The sequence below is a fragment of the Streptomyces sp. NPDC048603 genome, from assembly GCF_043199475.1.
In the GTDB taxonomy this organism is placed as follows: Bacteria; Actinomycetota; Actinomycetes; order Streptomycetales; family Streptomycetaceae; genus Streptomyces.
The window spans coordinates 206,057-223,752 of the sequence record NZ_JBICVY010000001.1; the positions used below are offsets into that span (position 1 = coordinate 206,057).

Annotated in this window: 15 protein-coding genes and 1 pseudogene; 10 read left to right on the forward strand and 6 right to left on the reverse strand. The window is 73.5% G+C overall.

What is annotated here, in order from left to right; genetic code table 11:
* Positions 1-26: 26 nt before the first annotated feature.
* Complete coding sequence (locus ACGFQ9_RS00985) at positions 27-704, reverse strand: macro domain-containing protein (protein WP_393569831.1); 678 nt, start codon at positions 702-704, stop codon at positions 27-29.
* 334 nt (positions 705-1,038) lie between these two features.
* Here ACGFQ9_RS00985 and ACGFQ9_RS00990 point away from each other — a divergent pair, with 334 nt between their 5' ends.
* Together ACGFQ9_RS00990 and helR are read left to right on the forward strand one after the other, a co-directional pair.
* Complete coding sequence (locus tag ACGFQ9_RS00990) at positions 1,039-2,676, forward strand: ADP-ribosyltransferase domain-containing protein (protein WP_393569833.1); 1,638 nt, start codon at positions 1,039-1,041, stop codon at positions 2,674-2,676.
* 145 nt (positions 2,677-2,821) lie between these two features.
* The gene (helR, locus tag ACGFQ9_RS00995; RefSeq protein ID WP_393569835.1) at positions 2,822-4,969 is read left to right on the forward strand and encodes an RNA polymerase recycling motor ATPase HelR; all 2,148 of its coding nucleotides are present in this window, start codon (positions 2,822-2,824) and stop codon (positions 4,967-4,969) included.
* 34 nt (positions 4,970-5,003) lie between these two features.
* Here helR and ACGFQ9_RS01000 read toward each other — a convergent pair whose 3' ends face one another.
* Positions 5,004-6,011, reverse strand: coding sequence for a DUF4344 domain-containing metallopeptidase (locus ACGFQ9_RS01000; protein WP_393569836.1), 1,008 nt, complete (start codon positions 6,009-6,011; stop codon positions 5,004-5,006).
* Positions 6,012-6,165: 154 nt separating this feature from the next.
* Here ACGFQ9_RS01000 and ACGFQ9_RS01005 point away from each other — a divergent pair, with 154 nt between their 5' ends.
* The 5 genes from ACGFQ9_RS01005 to ACGFQ9_RS01025 all read left to right on the forward strand — a co-directional run bounded on the left by ACGFQ9_RS01005 (position 6,166) and on the right by ACGFQ9_RS01025 (position 12,954).
* Complete coding sequence (locus ACGFQ9_RS01005; protein WP_393569838.1) at positions 6,166-7,920, forward strand: sensor histidine kinase; 1,755 nt, start codon at positions 6,166-6,168, stop codon at positions 7,918-7,920.
* On the forward strand, positions 7,917-8,594 hold the full coding sequence (locus ACGFQ9_RS01010; protein WP_393569840.1) for a response regulator: 678 nt from the start codon (positions 7,917-7,919) through the stop codon (positions 8,592-8,594). The genes ACGFQ9_RS01005 and ACGFQ9_RS01010 overlap by 4 nt, the downstream gene beginning before the upstream one ends.
* Before the next feature lie 205 nt (positions 8,595-8,799).
* Positions 8,800-9,630: an ABC transporter ATP-binding protein gene (locus tag ACGFQ9_RS01015; protein ID WP_393569842.1), complete on the forward strand. Its 831-nt coding sequence runs from the start codon at positions 8,800-8,802 to the stop codon at positions 9,628-9,630.
* A 62-nt stretch (positions 9,631-9,692) separates the two neighbouring features.
* Complete coding sequence (locus tag ACGFQ9_RS01020; protein ID WP_393569843.1) at positions 9,693-12,326, forward strand: FtsX-like permease family protein; 2,634 nt, start codon at positions 9,693-9,695, stop codon at positions 12,324-12,326.
* Positions 12,327-12,498: 172 nt separating this feature from the next.
* The gene (locus ACGFQ9_RS01025; protein ID WP_393570830.1) at positions 12,499-12,954 is read left to right on the forward strand and encodes a hypothetical protein; all 456 of its coding nucleotides are present in this window, start codon (positions 12,499-12,501) and stop codon (positions 12,952-12,954) included.
* Here ACGFQ9_RS01025 and ACGFQ9_RS01030 read toward each other — a convergent pair.
* The 3 genes and pseudogenes from ACGFQ9_RS01030 to ACGFQ9_RS01040 all read right to left on the reverse strand — a co-directional run.
* Positions 12,952-13,596, reverse strand: a pseudogene (locus tag ACGFQ9_RS01030) (IS5 family transposase); the annotation flags it as partial. The gene ACGFQ9_RS01025 and the pseudogene ACGFQ9_RS01030 sit on opposite strands and share 3 nt — an antisense overlap.
* A 43-nt stretch (positions 13,597-13,639) precedes the next feature.
* Positions 13,640-13,891 carry a hypothetical protein gene (locus ACGFQ9_RS01035; protein ID WP_393569845.1) on the reverse strand — a complete coding sequence of 84 codons (252 nt, stop codon included), beginning with the start codon at positions 13,889-13,891 and terminating at the stop codon, positions 13,640-13,642.
* Entirely contained in the window at positions 13,878-14,153 is a 276-nt protein-coding gene (locus tag ACGFQ9_RS01040) for a DUF6400 family protein (RefSeq protein WP_393569847.1), read from the reverse strand. The genes ACGFQ9_RS01035 and ACGFQ9_RS01040 overlap by 14 nt, the downstream gene beginning before the upstream one ends.
* Before the next feature lie 167 nt (positions 14,154-14,320).
* Between ACGFQ9_RS01040 and ACGFQ9_RS01045 the strand changes: the two genes are divergently transcribed.
* On the forward strand, positions 14,321-14,938 hold the full coding sequence (locus ACGFQ9_RS01045) for a hypothetical protein (protein WP_393569849.1): 618 nt from the start codon (positions 14,321-14,323) through the stop codon (positions 14,936-14,938).
* Between the two features lie 52 nt (positions 14,939-14,990).
* Here ACGFQ9_RS01045 and ACGFQ9_RS01050 read toward each other — a convergent pair whose 3' ends face one another.
* Positions 14,991-16,277 carry an MFS transporter gene (locus ACGFQ9_RS01050; protein WP_393569851.1) on the reverse strand — a complete coding sequence of 429 codons (1,287 nt, stop codon included), beginning with the start codon at positions 16,275-16,277 and terminating at the stop codon, positions 14,991-14,993.
* 288 nt (positions 16,278-16,565) lie between these two features.
* On the opposite strand from ACGFQ9_RS01050, the gene ACGFQ9_RS01055 reads away from it, so the two are divergent.
* Together ACGFQ9_RS01055 and ACGFQ9_RS01060 are read left to right on the forward strand one after the other, a co-directional pair.
* A complete protein-coding gene (locus tag ACGFQ9_RS01055; protein ID WP_393569853.1) occupies positions 16,566-16,799 on the forward strand; it encodes a DUF6296 family protein in 234 nt (77 codons plus the stop codon).
* A gap of 249 nt (positions 16,800-17,048) precedes the next feature.
* On the forward strand, positions 17,049-17,672 hold the full coding sequence (locus ACGFQ9_RS01060; protein WP_393569855.1) for a hypothetical protein: 624 nt from the start codon (positions 17,049-17,051) through the stop codon (positions 17,670-17,672).
* Positions 17,673-17,696: the final 24 nt, after the last annotated feature.

A 17,696-nucleotide genomic window follows, 5' to 3' on the forward strand; every position in this document is an offset into this window, starting at 1 on the left:
GTGGCCCGCCCCGGGCCACCGGAGGGTCAGCGCCGGGCGGCCGCGCGCCTGGGGGGCTCGACGCGTATCCGCGTCCCGGCGGGCACGCTGTCGATGTCCTGGAGCTGCGCGAGGATCGTGCCGCGCAGCTCCTCGTAGTCCTCGAAGCGGTGGTCGTTGAAGAGGGTGTAGCCCGTCCACATCAGATTGGCGCACACCCGCGCCGGCACCCGCCCGGTCTGCGCCCCCATGCCGACCAGTGCCACCGACCCGATGCTGCCCGGCGCCTCCTCGTTCTGCCGGTGGATCGTCTGGAAGGCGGCGGCGCACGCCAGGGCCACGTTCAGCGTCTCGCTGACGTTCTGCGAGGACGTCTCCATCGTCGGCGTCGAGATCAGGAACTTCGGGTTCACCGCCCCGCTGGGGACGCACACCGCGCTTCCCACCGGAAGGCTGCCCGCGAACCGGTCGCGGATCGCCCGCTGCACCCGGAGCTGGATGCCGGCCCCGAGGTGCCGCTTGATCGCCGCGTCCACGCCGCCGTCCATCCGGCCGCGGGAGTTCGTCGGGCTGACCCAGGCGTCGACCCTCTGGTCGAGGATCGAACCCTTGCGGATCTCGATCTCCGGGGTGTCGGCGAACGCTGCCCGCCACGACTCCACCACCCTGGTGTTGACGTCCGTCAGGACCACCCTGAGCTGCGGCTGTACACGGTCCACGGTCATGATTCGACTCCTGTCGTCACTAGGTCTGCCCACCGGGAACGACGCTAGCGGGAGCCACTGACAACGCTCCCTCCCGGACGCAGCGCTGACCGGCCGTCATCATTGCCAGGGCTCCGGACCGGTGTTAGCCTGCCGCCCGGATCCCGGACGAGCGAACCTCCGGCGACGTGTGCCCACCCGCCCCGCCGTACGGTTCCTCCGGGTCCTTTCCGCCGTCCGTGCCGTCCGTGACGTCCGCGCCCTTGGCGCCTTCCGTGCCGGACGCCGCCGACCACCTCACCTCAGCCGTGTCCCTTCCGGACCCACGGTGTGATCCTTCGGAGTACCCGCACCCATGAGCGATGCCGGCAACACCGCCAACTCCCCGTCCCCGTACGACCCGAACGACCCCCTCGCCCTCTCCGGCCTGTTCCAGGGCGGTGGCGAACCGTGGCTGCCGCTGCTGAAGCCGGTCATCGAGGCACAGCCGGACGCGGCCACCTTCGTGGGTCCGGGCCGCGGCCCGGATGTCGTTCCCGTACGCGAACTCACCTTCCAGGCACTGAAGCCCAACCCGCCGCACAAGTGGAAGGTGGTGGTCTTCGGCCAGAACCCGTACCCGCGGCCGGAGAGCGCCACCGGCATCGCCATGTTCGACAACACCTTCCACGACTGGAAGGACAGCCAGTTCGGCCGGGTGGTGAGCATCCGCTGCATCATCAAGGCGGCGGCGATGTGGAAGTACGGGATCCCGAAGAAGACCCCGATCGCCGATCTCCGCAAGCTGTTGAAGGAGCAGGACGCCGTCCAGCCGCCGGAGTGGTTCCAGGCGATGCTCACGCAGGGTGTGCTGCTGCTCAACGCCTCGCTCACCGCCAGCGCCGACGGCGCGATGGGAGCCGACCGGCACACCGCCTTCTGGCGTCCGGTGGCCGAGCGGATCGTCGAGGAGATCCTGCGGGCCAAGCAGGACGCCGCCGAGGAGGACCGCGGCGTGGTCTTCGCCTGGTGGGGGGCCCACGCCCGGAACCTCAAGCGGGTGGTCCTGCGGCTCCAGAAGAAGTACCCCGGTGTCGAGGTCCGGCACATCGACCACCCCAACCCCGCGGCGCAGGGCGACATCTTCTGTGAAGGCGACCACTTCGCGATGGTGAACGACGCCCTGGCGTCCCTGGGTACCGACGCGATCGACTGGCTGCCCGCCAAGGGGTGGAACGACGCGTCGGCGGAGACCGGCGGCACGGACGGCGAGGACGTCGCCGCACGCATGGGCTCCTTCATCGCGTCCACGATGGAACTGCACCAGCTGTATCTGGAGCGGCTCGCGAGCGTCAAGGACGAGGGACTCGTCCTCCCGGAGATCACGGGGGTGTTCGACACCCCGCTGATGGACTTCCACGACGCCGTGGAGCCGGTCGCCCGGCTGCTGTCCGGGCTGGACGGACACGTCCGGCGTTCCCACGAGTTCGGCAAGAGGCGGGCGGACTCGACGGCCGGCGCGGGCGCCTTGCCGGCGGAAGCGATCGCCGCGCTCCACCTCTACACGTGCGAGTCCGCGTTCTACCGCGAGATCAACGCGGTGCTGCGCTCCCCGGACCGGTCCAGGGTGGTCCCGTACCTGCCCTACCTCCGGCTGCTGTTCTCCGCGATGTCCGGGCTTCCGGCGCGTACGGAATCACTGTGGCGCGGCGTGTCCCTGGACCTGCGCGCCCAGTACCCGCTCGGCCGGACGGTGACCTGGTGGGGCGTGTCCTCGTGCACGCCCGAGCTCGGGGTGGCGCGGGCCTTCCTCGGCAGCCGCGGCAAGCGCACCCTGTTCGAGGTGGTTCCCGTCCGGGCGGTGGGCATCCGTGACTTCTCCGCGTTCACGCACGAGGAGGAGTTCATCCTCGCGCCGGGTACGCAGCTGAAGGTGACGGACGTGAAAACCCAGCGCGGCGGCCTGACCACCGTACGGCTGACGGAACTCGAGGACGCGCCGCTGGTGTCCTGAACGGGGCCCGCGCGCCGAAACGAAAACGGCCGGCCCAAACGGCCGGCTCGGAGTGGAGAGGGACGACCCACCTCTTCCACTCTCAAGATATAGCGCACTGGGGGGCTTGCGGCAAGAGCCCCTTCGTGCCGCAGAATCCACGATCATGAAGCCCCTGACCACCAGCGCGTTCGCCCTGCCCGACCGACTTTCCGCCAAGGCCGACCCGGCCCTGATCTCCTCGGACGAGCGGCACTTCGCCGCCATCGAGGAGAGCCTGGAGCAGGCGATCGCCGAGCTGTCCGACCGCCTCGACGCCGAGCGCAGGGCGCCCGGCGGCATCGGACGGGCCGCGATGGAACGGGACTTGGAGATCCACCGGCTCACCGGTCGTCTGCGTGCCCTGCGCCGTTTCGGCCTGGACCTGTGTCTGGGACACATCGTCGCGGAGGACGGCTCCGAGCCCGTGTACGTGGGACGGCTCGGCCTGACCGACAGCGAGGGGCGCCGGCTGCTGCTCGACTGGCGCTCCCCGGCGGCCGAGCCGTTCTTCGCGGCGACCCACGCCAACCCCATGGGGCTGGCGAGCCGCCGCCGGTACCGCTGGACCGGTGGCCGGATCAGCGACTACTGGGACGAGGTGTTCACCTCCGCCGGGCTGGAGCGGCACGCCGCCCTCGACGACCAGTCGGCCTTCATCGCCAGTCTGGGCAGCAGCCGGTCGCCCCGGATGCGCGACGTGCTCACCACCATCCAGGCCGACCAGGACGCCGTGATCCGGGCGGGTTCCCGGGGGGCGCTCGTCGTCGACGGCGGACCGGGCACCGGGAAGACCGTCGTCGCCCTGCACCGGTCGGCGTACCTCCTCTACTCCGACCCCCGGCTCGGGCACCGTCGCGGCGGCGTGCTGTTCGTCGGCCCGCACCAGCCCTATCTGGCGTACGTCGCCGATGTACTGCCCAGCCTCGGCGAGGAGGGCGTACGGACCTGCACCCTGCGGGACCTCGTCGCCGAGGGAGCCGGGGCCGTCGCCGAGGCCGATCCGGACACGGCCCGGCTGAAGTCCTCCGCGGGGATGGTGCGGGCGGTCGAGACGGCCGTCCGGTTCTACGAGGCACCGCCCGCCGAGGGGATGACGGTGAGCACCCCGTGGGGGGACGTCCGGCTGACCGCCGACGACTGGGCCGAGGCCTTCGAAGCACCCGGGCCCGGCACACCGCACAACGAGGCGCGCGAACAGATCTGGGAGGAGCTGCTGACGATCCTGCTGGACAAGCACGGCGGTGGCGTGCCGGCCGACCGGTTCCGCAGGGTGCTGGAGCACGACGAGGAGCTGGTCTCGGCGCTCCACGGGGCGTGGCCGCTGCTCGAGGCGGCCGATCTCGTGGGTGACCTGTGGTCGGTGCCCGCCTACCTGCGGATGTGCGCGCCCTGGCTCGACCGGGACGAGGTCCGGAAGCTGCAGCGGGCGGAGCCGGAGGCCTGGACCGTGTCCGACCTGCCCCTGCTGGACGCGGCGCGGCAGCGGCTCGGCGACCCGGAGGCAGCCCGGCGGAAGCGCCGGCACCGGGCTGCCGTCGCCGCCGAACGCGAGCGTCTGGCGGGTGTCATCGACAACGTGCTCGCGGCCGATGACGACGGCGAGGGCGCGGTGACGATGCTGCGGGGACAGGACCTGCAGGACAGCCTGATCGACGGGACCGCGCTGCCGAGCGCCGAACCGGACCTGCTGGCCGGCCCGTTCGCGCACGTCGTCGTCGACGAGGCCCAGGAACTCACCGACGCGGAATGGCAGATGCTGCTGCTCCGCTGCCCGTCCCGGAGCTTCACGATCGTCGGCGACCGGGCGCAGGCCCGGGAGGGGTTCACGGAGTCGTGGCGGGAGCGGCTGGAGCGGGTCGGGCTCGACCGGATCGAGGTGGCCTCGCTGAGCATCAACTACCGGACTCCGGAGGAGGTCATGGCGGAAGCCGAGCCGGTGATCCGGGCCGCGCTCCCGGACGCCAACGTGCCGACCTCGATCCGCGGGAACGGCATCCCCGTCGTCCACGGATCCGTGGACGAGCTGGACGGGATCCTCGACGACTGGCTCGCCGCGCACACCGAGGGGACCGCCTGTGTCATCGGTCATCCCGCGTTCCGGGCGAGGCCCCGTGTCCGGTCGCTGACCCCCGGGCTGTCGAAGGGGCTCGAGTTCGACCTGGTCGTCCTCGTCGACCCGGAGGCGTTCGGCGAGGGCGTCGGAGGAGCGGTCGACCGCTACGTGGCGATGACCCGGGCCACCCGGCAGCTCGTCATCCTCAGGAGCTCCTGACCTCGGTCCCGGCCGGCGGCGTCCCTGCGGGTCGTCAGCCCTCCTGCTCCTTGCGGAGCTTGTCCAGCTGCTTCGCGAAGGCCTCCGTCTCCGCGATCAGCCGGGCACGGGCGGCGGCCTGGTCCTTGTCGCCCTGCTTCTCGAACGCCCCGTCGAAGTGGGGCTGCAGCTGGGTCCACCAGCCGTAGTCCAGCATGGCCCACGACTGCGGGCACAGCGGGGCGCGGGTCTTGGGGAGGTAGCCGGCACCGACCAGGGGCCCGTCGTACTTCTCCGGGTCGCTGCCGTCGAGGTAGCAGAGGAAGTGGAAGACCCGTTGCTGGGTGACGGGGTGGTCGCTCGACAATCCCTCCAGCGTCAGCTTGCCCTCCTTGCGGGCGAGGGCGTCGAAGAGCAGCGCCGCGGCCAGCGACGGGTTCGGCCCGGCCTCGTTGACGGTCTGGAACGAGGCGAACCCGTCGGCGGCGTCCTCTTCCAGGCCCAGGTTCGGCAGCATGAGCTGGCGCTGGAGGGCATGGCCCATCTCGTGGCCGAAGACGAACCGGGTCGACAGCGCGGTCAGGTCGTCCGCGTTGTACTGGTCCGCGGGGAACAAAACGGGCCGCTTGACGTTCTTGGCCACGTCGCCCATGGCGCCCCGGATCTCGGTCAGGAACGCGGGCGGGATGTAGACCGTCCGGCCGTCGGGCTGGGTGACCGCGTCGGTGACTCCCGGGGGGACCTTGTCGGTGACCTTCACGACCAGGTCGTGCGGGAGGGCGACGGTCGAGTTCACCCAGTCGGCGGTCTGTTCGAGGACGCGGGACTTCCGGATCACCTCCAAGGCCTTCCGGTCCTCCGGCTTGACGGTGTCGTCCTCGTAGACGACCGTGACCTTGCCGTCGGTGTCGTCCGCCGCGTCGGCCGGCCCGCCGCACCCGGCGGCCGCCAGGCCGGCGACGAGCATCGCGCCCGCGGTGAAGGCCCTCGACACGGCAGCCCTCGATACGGCGGGGTACCCGCCACCACTGCTCAGCACCCTGGTCACTCCGTCCTCGGTCAAGCCGTCGGGGATCGAGATCGACGGACCCCGCGTCACCGGATGTCCGTGATGACCAATCTAGGAAGACCCGCGTGCCACGGGCCCGCACCCGCCCGGTCTCTGCCTTCCGGCATAGCCGGGATCCTCCGAAAGGCGCAGGGTTCGCCGCTCCCGGATGCCGATACTGGTCCTCGTGCCACCCATCAGCCCCTTCCGCCGTTACGCCCGATTTCGTCCGCCCGTGGGGTGGACCCGCCGTCCGGCGGTGAGGGCCGTCGCGGAGACGGCCGGGGTGCTGCTCGCCGGCCTGGGTGTGTACGCGGTGTCCGGACATCTGGATCAGCTGCCGCATCCCGGCTTCCAGGCGGCCGCGCTCCTCGCCGGCGCCGCGCTCTTCCCCCTGCGCGCCCGCTTTCCCGCGCCGGTGCTCCTCACCCTCGCCGTGCTGACCGGGCTCGCTCCCTGCGTCGGACCCGTCACGGCGGCGACCGCGTACGGCGTGGCCCGCCGGACGGCCGGTTCCCGCACGCGGACCCGGCTGCTCACCGCGGCCGGCGGCCTGCTCGTGGCGTCCGCGACGGCGGCCGCTCCGTGGACCGGACCGGGATCGGTGCCGTACGGGCTGGCCCTCGGCCTGGTGCTGGTGCCGGCCGTCGTGATCGTCCCCGGTCTGGCGGGCACCGCGTACGGGCAGCAGGGGCGGCTGCTCCAGGCGCTCCGCGAGCGCGGGGACGCGGCGGAACGGGCCCGCAGGCTCGCCGAGAGCGAGGCCCGGATCCACGAGCGCTCCAGGATCGCCGCCGAGATGCACGACCTGGTGGGCCATCGGCTCAGCCTGATCTCGCTGCATGCCGGCGGGCTCGAGCTGGCCCTGGACCGGGCCGCGCCCGAACTGCGCGAGGAGGCCGTCCTGGTACGGCGGACCACCCGGGACGCGATGCGCGAGCTGCGGCAGGCGCTCGGAGTGCTCGGTCCGCTCGGCCGGGACACCGGGCCGGAGGCCCTCACCGACGCAACCGGCACCCGCGCCGACGTCGAGGCGCTGGTGGCGGAGTCCCGCGCGGGAGGCATCGCCGTACGCCTCGACTGGACGGGCCCGGACCTCGGCGGCCGTCCGGCCGGGGTGCGCCGCGCCGTCCACCGGGTGGTACGGGAGGGCCTCACCAATGTGCACCGGTACGCCGCCGCCTCGCACGTCGTGGTCCTCGTCCGGCACGACGGTGCCGGGGTGCGGGTCACCGTCCGCAACGGTGCCCCGCCGGGCGCGCCGGCACCGGCCGCCGGCCTCGGCACCGGGCGCGGCCTCACCGGGCTCCGGGAGCGGGTGGAGCTGCTGGGCGGGACGTTCACGGCCGGGCCGCTGCCTGCCGGTGGGTTCCGCCTGGACGCCGTCCTGCCCGCCGAGCCCGTAGCCGCCGAGCCCGGTGCCGCTCCGGTCGGCGCGCGCCCCGGGGGCACGCCGGCGCCGTCCGGCGTCCCGGCCCCCGGCCACCCCCCGGTGCGGCACCGCACCGGGGCGGACGAGGGCAAGGCTCCGCCCGGCCGCCGGACGGTCGAGGCCCTCACCCTCGCCTCGGGACTGGTGGGGCTGTGCCTGCTGATGGTCCTCGGGATCACCTTCGTGTACGCCTCCGCTCCGCGGCAGCGGTCCGGGCCTGCCCCGCTGCCCCGCGTCGGCATGACATACGAGGAGGTCGCGGGGGCCGGCGTCCTGGACAACGCCGCGGTCCGGGCCGCGGCCACCGGGCACGAGCCTCCCCGCCCCGCGGGGGCGGCCGGCTGCGTCTATCCGTTCAACGGCGCGACCGAGAAGGGCCCCGGTGTCCTGCTCGTCGCCCGCTACTGCTTCGACGACGCCCACCGCCTCGTCGCCATCGACCGGTTCGCCGTCCCGTCGGTCCGGGACACCACACCCTGGGAGACCCCGTGACCCGCCCCGCCGCACCGATCCGTGTCCTGCTCGCCGACGACGAGGAGATGATCCGGGCCGGCGTCCGGCTGATCCTCCGGCACGCCGAGGGCATCGAGGTGGTCGCCGAGGCCGCCGACGGCCGGCAGGCCGTGGCGGCGGCAGCCGCCCACCACCCCGACGTGGCGCTGGTGGACATCCGGATGCCGGTGTGCGACGGGCTGGCGGCGATCGCGCCGCTGCTCGCCCTGGACCCGGCGCCGCGGGTGGTGATGCTGACGACCTTCGGCGACGAGGAGAACGTGCTCCGGGCCCTGCGGGAGGGGGCCGCGGGCTTCCTGCTCAAGGACGAAGGACCGCAGGAACTGATCAGCGCGGTACGGGCGGCCGCCGCGGGTGACGCGGTGCTCTCGCCTGGCGTCACCGGAACGGTCATCTCCCGGATGCTGCGCGGCGGCGAGCGGGACGCGGCCGGGACCGCACCGGAGGACGAGCGGATCGCCCGGCTCACCGGCCGGGAGCGGGAGGTCCTGACGATGCTCGGCGAAGGGCTGTCCAACCAGGACATCGCCGCGCGGCTCGGCATCGGGATCGGCACGGTCAAGACGCATGTGGGAGCGGTGCTCGACAAGACGGGCACGGCCAGCCGGGTACAGGCGGCCCTCCTGGCCCACCGGGCCGGCCTGGCCCCGTGAACCCACTGCCGCCTCTGCCGAAGGTCGGAGGGAGGGGTCGCACGGCCTCTGCCGGAAGGAAGGGACGGGCACCGGGAGCCTGCCTTCCGGCAGAGCTCAACTACCGCCCCCGGACCGATGTTTCCGCAGGTGAGGGTCGTGAGGATGGATGTGTCACCCGGCCCCGGGCACATCCCGGGGCCGTCGTCCCCCAGGCGGAGTATCCATGTCTCAGTCCCTGTCTCGGTCCCTGTCGCAGTCACCGTCCCCGGCCCCGGCCCCGGCCCGGCTGCTCCCTTCGTCCGGCGGCTCCCCCACCGAACCGGCCGCACGGGCCACGGGCCTGACCAAGGTCTACGGGAGGGGCGACACGCGGGTGACCGCCCTGGACGCGGTGTCCGTCGAGTTCGGGCGGGGCCGGTTCACCGCCGTCATGGGCCCCTCGGGGTCGGGCAAGTCCACCCTGATGCACTGCATGGCCGGCCTGGACGGGGTGACCTCCGGCTCGGCCCGTATCGGCGGCACCGAGCTCTCCTCCCTCTCCGAGCGGCAACTCACCACCCTCCGGCGGGAGAAGGTGGGCTTCGTCTTCCAGGGGTTCAACCTGCTGCCCACGCTCACCGCGCTGGAGAACATGACGCTGCCGCTGCGGCTCGCCGGCCGGAAGCCGGATCCGGCCTGGCTGGAGGCCGTCATCGCCACCGTCGGGCTCGGCGGCCGGCTCGGCCACCGGCCCGCCGAACTCTCCGGCGGGCAGCAGCAGCGCGTAGCGGTGGCGCGCGCGCTCGTCTCCCGGCCCGAGATCGTCTTCGCCGACGAGCCCACGGGCAACCTCGACTCCCGGTCCGGTGCCGAGATCCTCGGCTTCCTCGGCGACTCGGTACGGGAGCTGGGCCAGACGGTGGTGATGGTCACGCACGACCCGGTGGCCGCCGCCCACGCGGACCGGGCGGTGTTCCTGGCGGACGGCCGGATCGTGGACGACCTCACCGCGCCGTCCTCCGATGCCGTCCTCGAGCGGATGCTGCGGTTCGAGGCGCCCGGCGGCACCCGCTGAGCCCCGTCCGTCCCGGCACCCGCCGATCCCGGCCCACTCGCGTTCCCGAAAGCCTCCTCCCCATGCTGCGAACAGCCCTGCGCAACGTCCTCGCGCACAAGGCCCGTCTGGCCATGACCGTCCTCTCCGTCTGTCTCGGTGTCGCGTTCGTCACCGGCAGCCTCGTCTTCACCGACTCCTCCGCCGCCGCCTACCGTGGTGCGGCGTCGAAGGACTTCGCGGACATCGCGGTCTCCGTCCTCCCGAAGTACCTCCCGCCCGGAGCCGCCGGAACCACCGGGACTGCCGGAACCGCCGGGACTGCCGGGACCCCGGAAGCCGCCGGCTCCCCTACCGGGGTGCTCGACGACGCCCTGGTGCGCAGGCTGGCCGGCGTACCCGGCGTGGCCGCCGTACGTCCGTCCGCCGACGGGTCCGCCACCCTGGCGGCCTCGGACGGCACCCCGATCCGGCCGGGCGCGGCCTGGGCGAACCTGGCCTCGGCGTACGTACCGGGCCCGGACGGCAGGGACAGCCGCCATCCGCTGGTCGAGGGCCGCGCGCCCCGGAACGGCGGCGAACTCGCCGTGGACCGCGGAACCGCCGCCGCTGGCCACTACCACGTCGGCGACACCGTCGTCCTCGCCACCGACGGTCCGGTGATGAGGATGCGGCTCGTCGGCATCGTCTCCACCCGGGACACGCGGGTGACGGCCGGCGGCACCCTCGCGGTGTTCGACAAGGCGACGGCCCAGCGGCTGTTCGCCTCCCCGGGCCACTACACCGGCATCGACCTGTCCGCCGCGCCCGGCACCGAACAGCACGCCCTCGCCGCCCGGGTGGCGGCCGTCCTGCCGGCCGACCGCGCCGAGGCCGTCACCGGCGCCGCGCAGGCCGCACAGCAGACCGTCCTCCTGGACACCCTGACCCGGGGTCACACCAAGCTGCCGATGGTCTTCGCCGGGGTCTCCCTGTTCATCGGTTCCTTCCTCATCGTCAACACGTTCACCATGCTCGTGACGCGGCGCACCCGCGAGATCGCGCTGCTGCGGGCGATCGGCGCCTCCCGCCGCCAGGTGGTCCGCTCGGTGCTGCTGGAGGCGGCCCTGATCGGTCTGACCGCGTCCGCGATCGGCTTCCTGCTCGGGCTCGGCATCGCCGCCGCCCTGCCCGGCCTGCTGAGCGGCGACGGGAACACGCTGCCGGACGGTCCGCTGGTGGTCGGTCCGGGCGCGGTGGCCGCCGCGGTCGGCGTGGGGGTGGGCGTCACGGTGCTCGCCGCCTGGCTGCCCTCGCGGCGGGCGGCCCGGATCGCTCCCGTCGAGGCGATGCGCTCGGCCGAGCAGTCCCCGTCCCCGTCCTCGTCCCGGGCGTTGTCACGGTCCCGGATCCGCGGCGCGGCCGGCGTGGTGCTGCTGCTCCTCGGTGTCGGACTGCTGGTGTCGCTCACCGGGGCGAAGGAAGCCTCGGAGGAGAACCTGCGGGAGGCGATGCTGGGGTGCGGCCTGCTCGCCGCGGCCATGATCGTGCTGGCTCCGCTGCTGTCCGGTCCGGTGATCCGCCTCGCCGGGCGGGCGGCCGGGCGCTCGGGGGTGGCGGGCCTGCTCGCCCGGGAGAACGCGCTGCGTGACCCGCGGCGTACGGCGGCCACCGCCTCGGCACTGATGATGAGCACGGCGCTGGTCTCCGGGCTGGCCGTCCTCGGCCACTCCACGGGGCAGGCCCTCGACCGGCAGGCCGCGGCAGGCCTCGGCGCGGACTACGTCATCAGCACGCGGGACATCACCACCGGCATCGACCCGGCCGCCGTACAGCGGGTGGCCGGCACGTCCGGGGTGCGCTCCGCGCATGCCGTCGCGGACGCGCCGCTGTTCGCGGGCGGGCAGGTCAAGCGGATCTCCGGCATCGACCCGGCGGCCGTGGGCACGGCCGTGAAGCTCGACTTCGTCGGCGGATCCGCGAAAGGCCTCGGGCCCGGCCGGATCGCCCTCTCCGAGAGCCTGGCCCGGGAACTCGGGGTGCGCGCGGGCGGCCGTACGGACCTCCGTGTGGGCTCCGGGCAGGGGCTCGCGCCGTACACCGTCGTCGGTGTCTACCGGGACAACCCGACGGCGCAGGACGCGCTGGGTGCACGGTCCGAGGTGCAGCGGGCCGGGTTCCTGCCGGGATCGGTCCAGCGGATCCTCGTCCGGACCCGGGACGGTGCCGTGTCGGCGGCCACCGGGCAGCTGCTGCGCACGGCCGTGGGCGGCAATCCGCTGCTGAAGGTCCAGGACCGGGAGGCGATCGTCCGGGAGGCGGCCGGGACGGTCGGGAACCTGCTGACCCTGATGTACGGGCTGCTCGCGATCGGAGTCACGGTCGGTGCGCTGGGGATCGTGAACACGCTCGCCATGTCGGTGTCGGAACGGACCCGGGAGATCGGCGTGCTGCGGGCCATCGGCATGGACCGGGCCGGTGTCCGGCGCATGATCAGGCTGGAGTCCCTGATGATCGCGGCCTTCGGCACGCTGCTGGGCCTGGCCGGCGGGCTGTTCTCGGCCTGGGCGGTCGGTGCTCTGGCCAACGGTGCCGTGGCACAGTACGCGCCCGCCGTGCCCTGGGGGACCGTGCTGCTGGTCTGCCTGGTGTCCCTGGCGGTCGGGGCGCTCGCCGCGGCGGTACCGGCCCGCCGGGCGGCCGCGCTCAGCCCTCTGCAGGCGGTGGCGGAGGGCTAGGCCGTGTCTTTCGGATCACGCCGCAGGCGCGGCGTGATCCGGGATTCCGGCGGTTCCGGACGGTGTCAAGCCCCGAGATCCCGGTGCGTGACCCCGCGGGGCGGCCTCGGTCTACTGGAAGCGAGGACGGGGCGCCACGGGGCGCTTCCTACGACCAGTGGAAGGCAGAACCATGACGTACAAGACCCGGAGGAACACCGTCCGCATGAGCATCGCGGCGATCGTGGTGTCGGCCGCGGCGGCCACGGGAGGTCTGGCCCTCACCGCCACGACGGCGACGGCGGCCCCCACGGCCGGCTTCAGCACGGCCCTGGTCGCGGACGACCCCGTCGAGGACACCGGGCCCGTCGAGGACACCGACCCGGACTGGGACGTCGACACCGACGTGACCGTCCGTCCCGAGACGATCCTCGAGGACGGCATCAAGGGGCCCGAGCCGGAGGACCCCGACTGGGTCGACACGGACGCGACCGTCACCGTGGACGGGATCCTCGAGGACGGCATCAACCCCCCTCAAGGGGACCCCAACCCCGAGGGCGAGTTCGACCCCGACTACGGAACCCCCACCACCCCGGGAGGGGACAGCAACCCCGAGGGCGAGTTCGACGCCGACTACGGCACGCCTTAGGCCGCGCCATTGCTTGAGCTTGTTGATCCAGCGTTCGACGGTGTTCCGCTGCTTGTAGGCCCCGCGGTCGAAGGTCGGCGGCCGGCCGCCGACCCGGCCGAGCCGCTTGCGATGGGCGGCCTGGTCCGCGGGCTGCGGGATCACCGCCCGGATCCCGCGTCGCCGCAGGTGGCGGCGGATCCCCCGGGACGAGTAGGCCTTATCGGCCAGGACCACGTCCGGCGTGATCCCAGGACGGCCAATCCGCCGGGGCACCCGTAAGCGGGTCATGACCTGCTCGAATGCGGGGTGCGTCACCGGCCCGGCCCGGCGTGAGCACGAAGGCCGGCGGCCTGCAGCGACTGTCAGCTGCGAGGTGGATTCTGGTGGTCAGTCCGCCGCGGGATCGCCCGAGGGCATGGTCTGCCGGCTCGCCGGCCGCGGCCCCTTTTGACGGGCCCCGGCGGCGTGCTGATGTGCACGGACGATCGTGGAGTCGACCGCGACGACCCACTCCAGGTCGCCTTCGGCGTCGGCCTGGGCGGGCAGGGCGGTGAAGACCTTCTCCCAGGTGCCATCCGCGGCCCGCATCCGAAGCCGGTTGTGGGCACCCTTCCACGAACCGAAGTACGCGGGAGTTCCTCCGCCTTGCGAGGCACGGCGCCGGACGACGCGGGCCTCTCCGGCAGGATCCGAAAGAGAGGGCCTAGTGGAACCCGGTGTCCGGGCGGCTCCAGCGGGAGCGCGTGGCACCGAAGCCGGTCTCGTGGGCCCAGACGTGGGTGCAGCCGGGGCACTGGAGGTGGAGCAGGCTCCCCGTGTTGGTGAGCAGGTAGCGCCAGTGGGCGGAGCAGTTCCGCTCTTCCGAGCAGGGGTCGCAGCCCCGGGTGTCGTCGCAGTTCGGGCAGTCCGCCCAGGCGCGGCGCCCGGGATCGGCCTGTGGGTCAAGAGGCAGCACGTCCGCCCCCTCGTGCGGGCAGCACCCCGGCTGCCACCAGTTCGTCGTGGATGCGCTGCTGCTCCGCGTCGAGGTTGCCGTACAGCAGGTCGTAGGCGGCGTCCTCGCCGAGGAGGGCCTCGATCGGGTCCCAGTCCGGGCCGAGCGCGGCCAGCACCTGGGCGCGCCGGTGCACCTCGTGGGAGGTGAGGTCGACGGAGAAGTCGACGAGGTCGGCAGGGGCAGCCGGGCGGGCGGGTTCAGGGGCGTCGTGGGGGGCCATGCAATCGACGTTAGGTAGCCCTTTTTTCGCAGGTCAAGGCCTGGTGGGAAGAGTCACAGCAGCCCTGGGCCCCCGCCCTCGGCGGTCCGGGCGGGAAGCGCCGGGGGCGGATGACGGACCGTGCCGGCCTCTTTACGGGAGCGCCGCCCCGCGCTTCGCTGGGGAGCATGAAGGGGCGGGGCGGCATCCGGTCATGGCGTGCACTGCCTCTGCTGGGCGCGCTCGTGTTCCCCGCGCTGGTGGGCGGGCTGGCCTATGTCTGTGCGCGCGGGCAGGCCCTCGGCACGCTCTCCGACGGGTGGGCGGTCACCGGCACGGCGGTGGCCATGCTCGTGACCGTGGTGGTGTTCCTCTTCGGGCTGGGGAGTGATTCGTTCGCCTCGAACCTGGCGGGAGCGGCCGCGTTCATCGGGGTGCTGCTGGTGACCGGGGCCGTGGGGCACTCCGTGCTCGCGGAGCGCGGCGTCGAGGTCACCTGTGTCGTACGGGGCATCGACGTGCGCACCGAGGTGAGCTGGACCACCGACGCCCAGGGGCACTCGACCTCGGAGACCAGGACGTACTACGACCACGACCTCGACTGCCCGCCGGGCGGTCCGGACGAGCTCGACGGCCGGTCCGGCAGGGCCGCCGAGGTGGGGGCGGAGCTGGCCGTGGTCTACGACCCCCAGGGCAAGGTGAGCCCGATGCCCGCGCGGTCCGTCGATCCCGACGCGCGGCGGATGTGGGCGCTGATCGCGCTGGGCGCGTCGACGCTGCTGGCCGTGGCCGGTGCTCTCGACTAGCGCGCGCATCGAGGCTCGATGAGCTCCTGCTCCGGGTGGGGTGGCGGGCGGATCACGGCCGGAGTTCCCCGGGGCGGGCAGGGTGGCCGTCCGGGGTCGCCGGGACGCGGGCGCGGGTGTGCAGCCACAGGGCCGTGAGCGGGTACGGGGCGGCGGACAGGGCGAAGATCCACGCGTGCGTGAGGGTGGTCGCGGCGGCCGCGTAGGCGCCGTAGACGGCGATGGTGCCCAGATCGGTGGCCATTCCGGCCAGGGAGGTCAGAGTGGCCCGGGCCGGTCCCTCGATGCTGTCCTGCAGGCGGGCGTCGGCGAGCACGCTCGCCACCTGGAAGCCGCAGAACGCGAGTGCCGCCAGGGCGATGCCTGCCGGGGTGCGCAGCAGTGCTCCGGCGGCGAGTGCGAGCGCCGAGGCGGTGAGGAGGGCGGCCAGGGCACTGGTGCCAAGCCGTTCGGCGGGGCCGGCGAGGAAGCCGCCGGCCGCGACCCCCGCCCACAGCAGGAGCAGCAGGTACGGAACGGACACCTCGGCCACGCCGGTGTCGCGGACCAGCAGCGGCGTGTACTCGTCGAGGGCGCCCCAGACCGCGGTGACGGCCGGTACGAGCAGGAGCGCACGGCGCAGGGAGCGGTCGGCGCGGGCCTCGGCCAGACCGGCGCGCAGCGTCGTCAGCCATGCGCGGCACGCCGGCACGGGTGCGGGCTCGGGCGCGGGCGCGGGCGCGGGCGCGGGCTCGGACCGGTCCGGGGTCCGCTCCACGGTCCGGTGCTCGGGCAGGCACGCGGCGGCGGCCGCCGCCAGCAGGCAGGCCAGTACGCTCGCGGCCCCGACGGCCGGGTACCCGCCCGCGGCGAACACCGGCCCGGCCAGACCGATGGCGGCCGCCACGGCCGTGGTCCCGGCGGCCCTGGCCCGGCCCATGGTGCGCGCGTACCGGCCGGCCGCGCCGAGTCGGTCGAGTTCCTCGTAGACCAGGGCCTCCAGGGCGCCCGATCCGAGGGCGCCCTTGGCTCCCCAGAGCAGGAAGCCGACGGCGAAGGCGCCGTAGGACGGGGCCAGCACCCAGAGGGCGAAGCCGGCGGCGGTGAGCAGCGGCCCCAGGCACAGCAGGGTCCGTCGCGAGAACGCGTCGGCCCAGGCACCGGAGGGCAGTTCGAGCAGCACGCCGGTGAGCGACCAGAGCACGAAGAGCGAGGAGATCTGCCAGACGGACAGCCCGGTGTCGCTGAACAGCAGCGCGTACACCGGGTAGAGGAGGACGAAGTCGTCGAGGAACGCGTATGCGTACAGGGCGGCGGCGAGCCGCCGTACCCGGGTGCCGGGCACGGGTGAGAGAGTCATGGGCCTTCCCGCAGGGACATGGTTCGGACGCCGGGGGGAGGGCGTCCGCGGCGGCCCGCGGGAGGGTGCGTGTACGCATCAATGTCGTCGACGGCTCATGCGTCGATGCTAGCCCCGGCGCGGTGCGCAGTCATCCGGCTTTCGGCGCTGCCGCGGGCCCTCGCCCGCGCCGCCCGGTCAGGACAGAGCGCCGGACGGGGCATAGCGTGGCAGGGGGGCAGTCTCGAGCGAAGGGCCGACGACGCACCCCGTACCCGTACAGCGGACGTCGCGGCAGGAGGGTCGTCCATGAGCACACCGGCCGAGGTCTACGAAGTGGTCTTCGCGGCCTCCGGAGAACCCGGGGAGGACGTGGTCCGGATGACCCGCACCAGCGCGGCGGGGCCGGGCGGCCATCCCGTCTACGAGGACGCCACCGGCATCGTCCGGGCCGAGATCAGCGGCGCGGGCGAGGTGCGCCTCCTGGCGACGGGAGGCGGGCAGCAGCCAGCCCGCGTGCTGCGGGTCCGTGCGGTGGGCTGACGGGCGCCCCGTCGCCGGTCCGCTCGCACCGGCACGGCCGGTGCCAGAGCACGGCAGGCCCTTAGGGCCTGTCGTCAAACCCGCGTCTGCCCCGCGGCGCCTGGCACGCACTCTCGCCGCACCGGGCGAGAGCCCGAGTACGTCCAGTACGGGGGCTCCCGCCCGGTGCGCCGAGAGCACGCACCAGACGCCGTGGGGCCGCCCTCCGGGCGACGACGCGAGTTCGACGACAGGCCCTAGGCTTCGCGCATGGGACTGGACATCACCGTGCTCATGGCCGACTGGGAACGGCTCGCCCGGATACCTGCCGCGGAGCGCCTCGGCACGCTGACGGACACGGCGTACCCGGATTTCTGCTGCGATGCCTGCTGGGACGCCGACTTCGCGGTGCCGGACGGCTGGGTGTGGCCGCGGAACCAGGAACAGCCGTGGTGCGCCGAGTACCGGTTCTCCGGGACGACCGGCACGTACAAGTGGCACTTCGAACTGGACTGCGCCTGGGAGGACATGCGCGAGTTCACCGAGCCCGGTCTGCGCGAGGCACTGGAAACCTTCCTCGGCGGGATCGTGGGGGAAGACTCCGGCGGAGGTGACGACGGCAGGCCCGCCGGGGAGTCCGGGGAGACGGCGGAGCCCTGGCACGCCCGGCTGCTGCTGTACTGCCCGCCGGAGAAGGCTGCCGTGCTCGCCCGGTCCTGGGAGCAGGCCGCGCCGCGGCTGGAGCAACTCCGGGCGCCGTTCGAGGCGGAGGCCACGCGCTGGGCCTGCAGGCCGAAGACCTTCGATGCCATGGGCGCCCTGCTGCGCGAATGGGGCGAGGTCGTCACCGAGGCCGGCCGACGCGGGTGGGGGCTGGTCGGCCTCCCCTGGTGACCGTGCCGACCCGGCGCCCGCCGG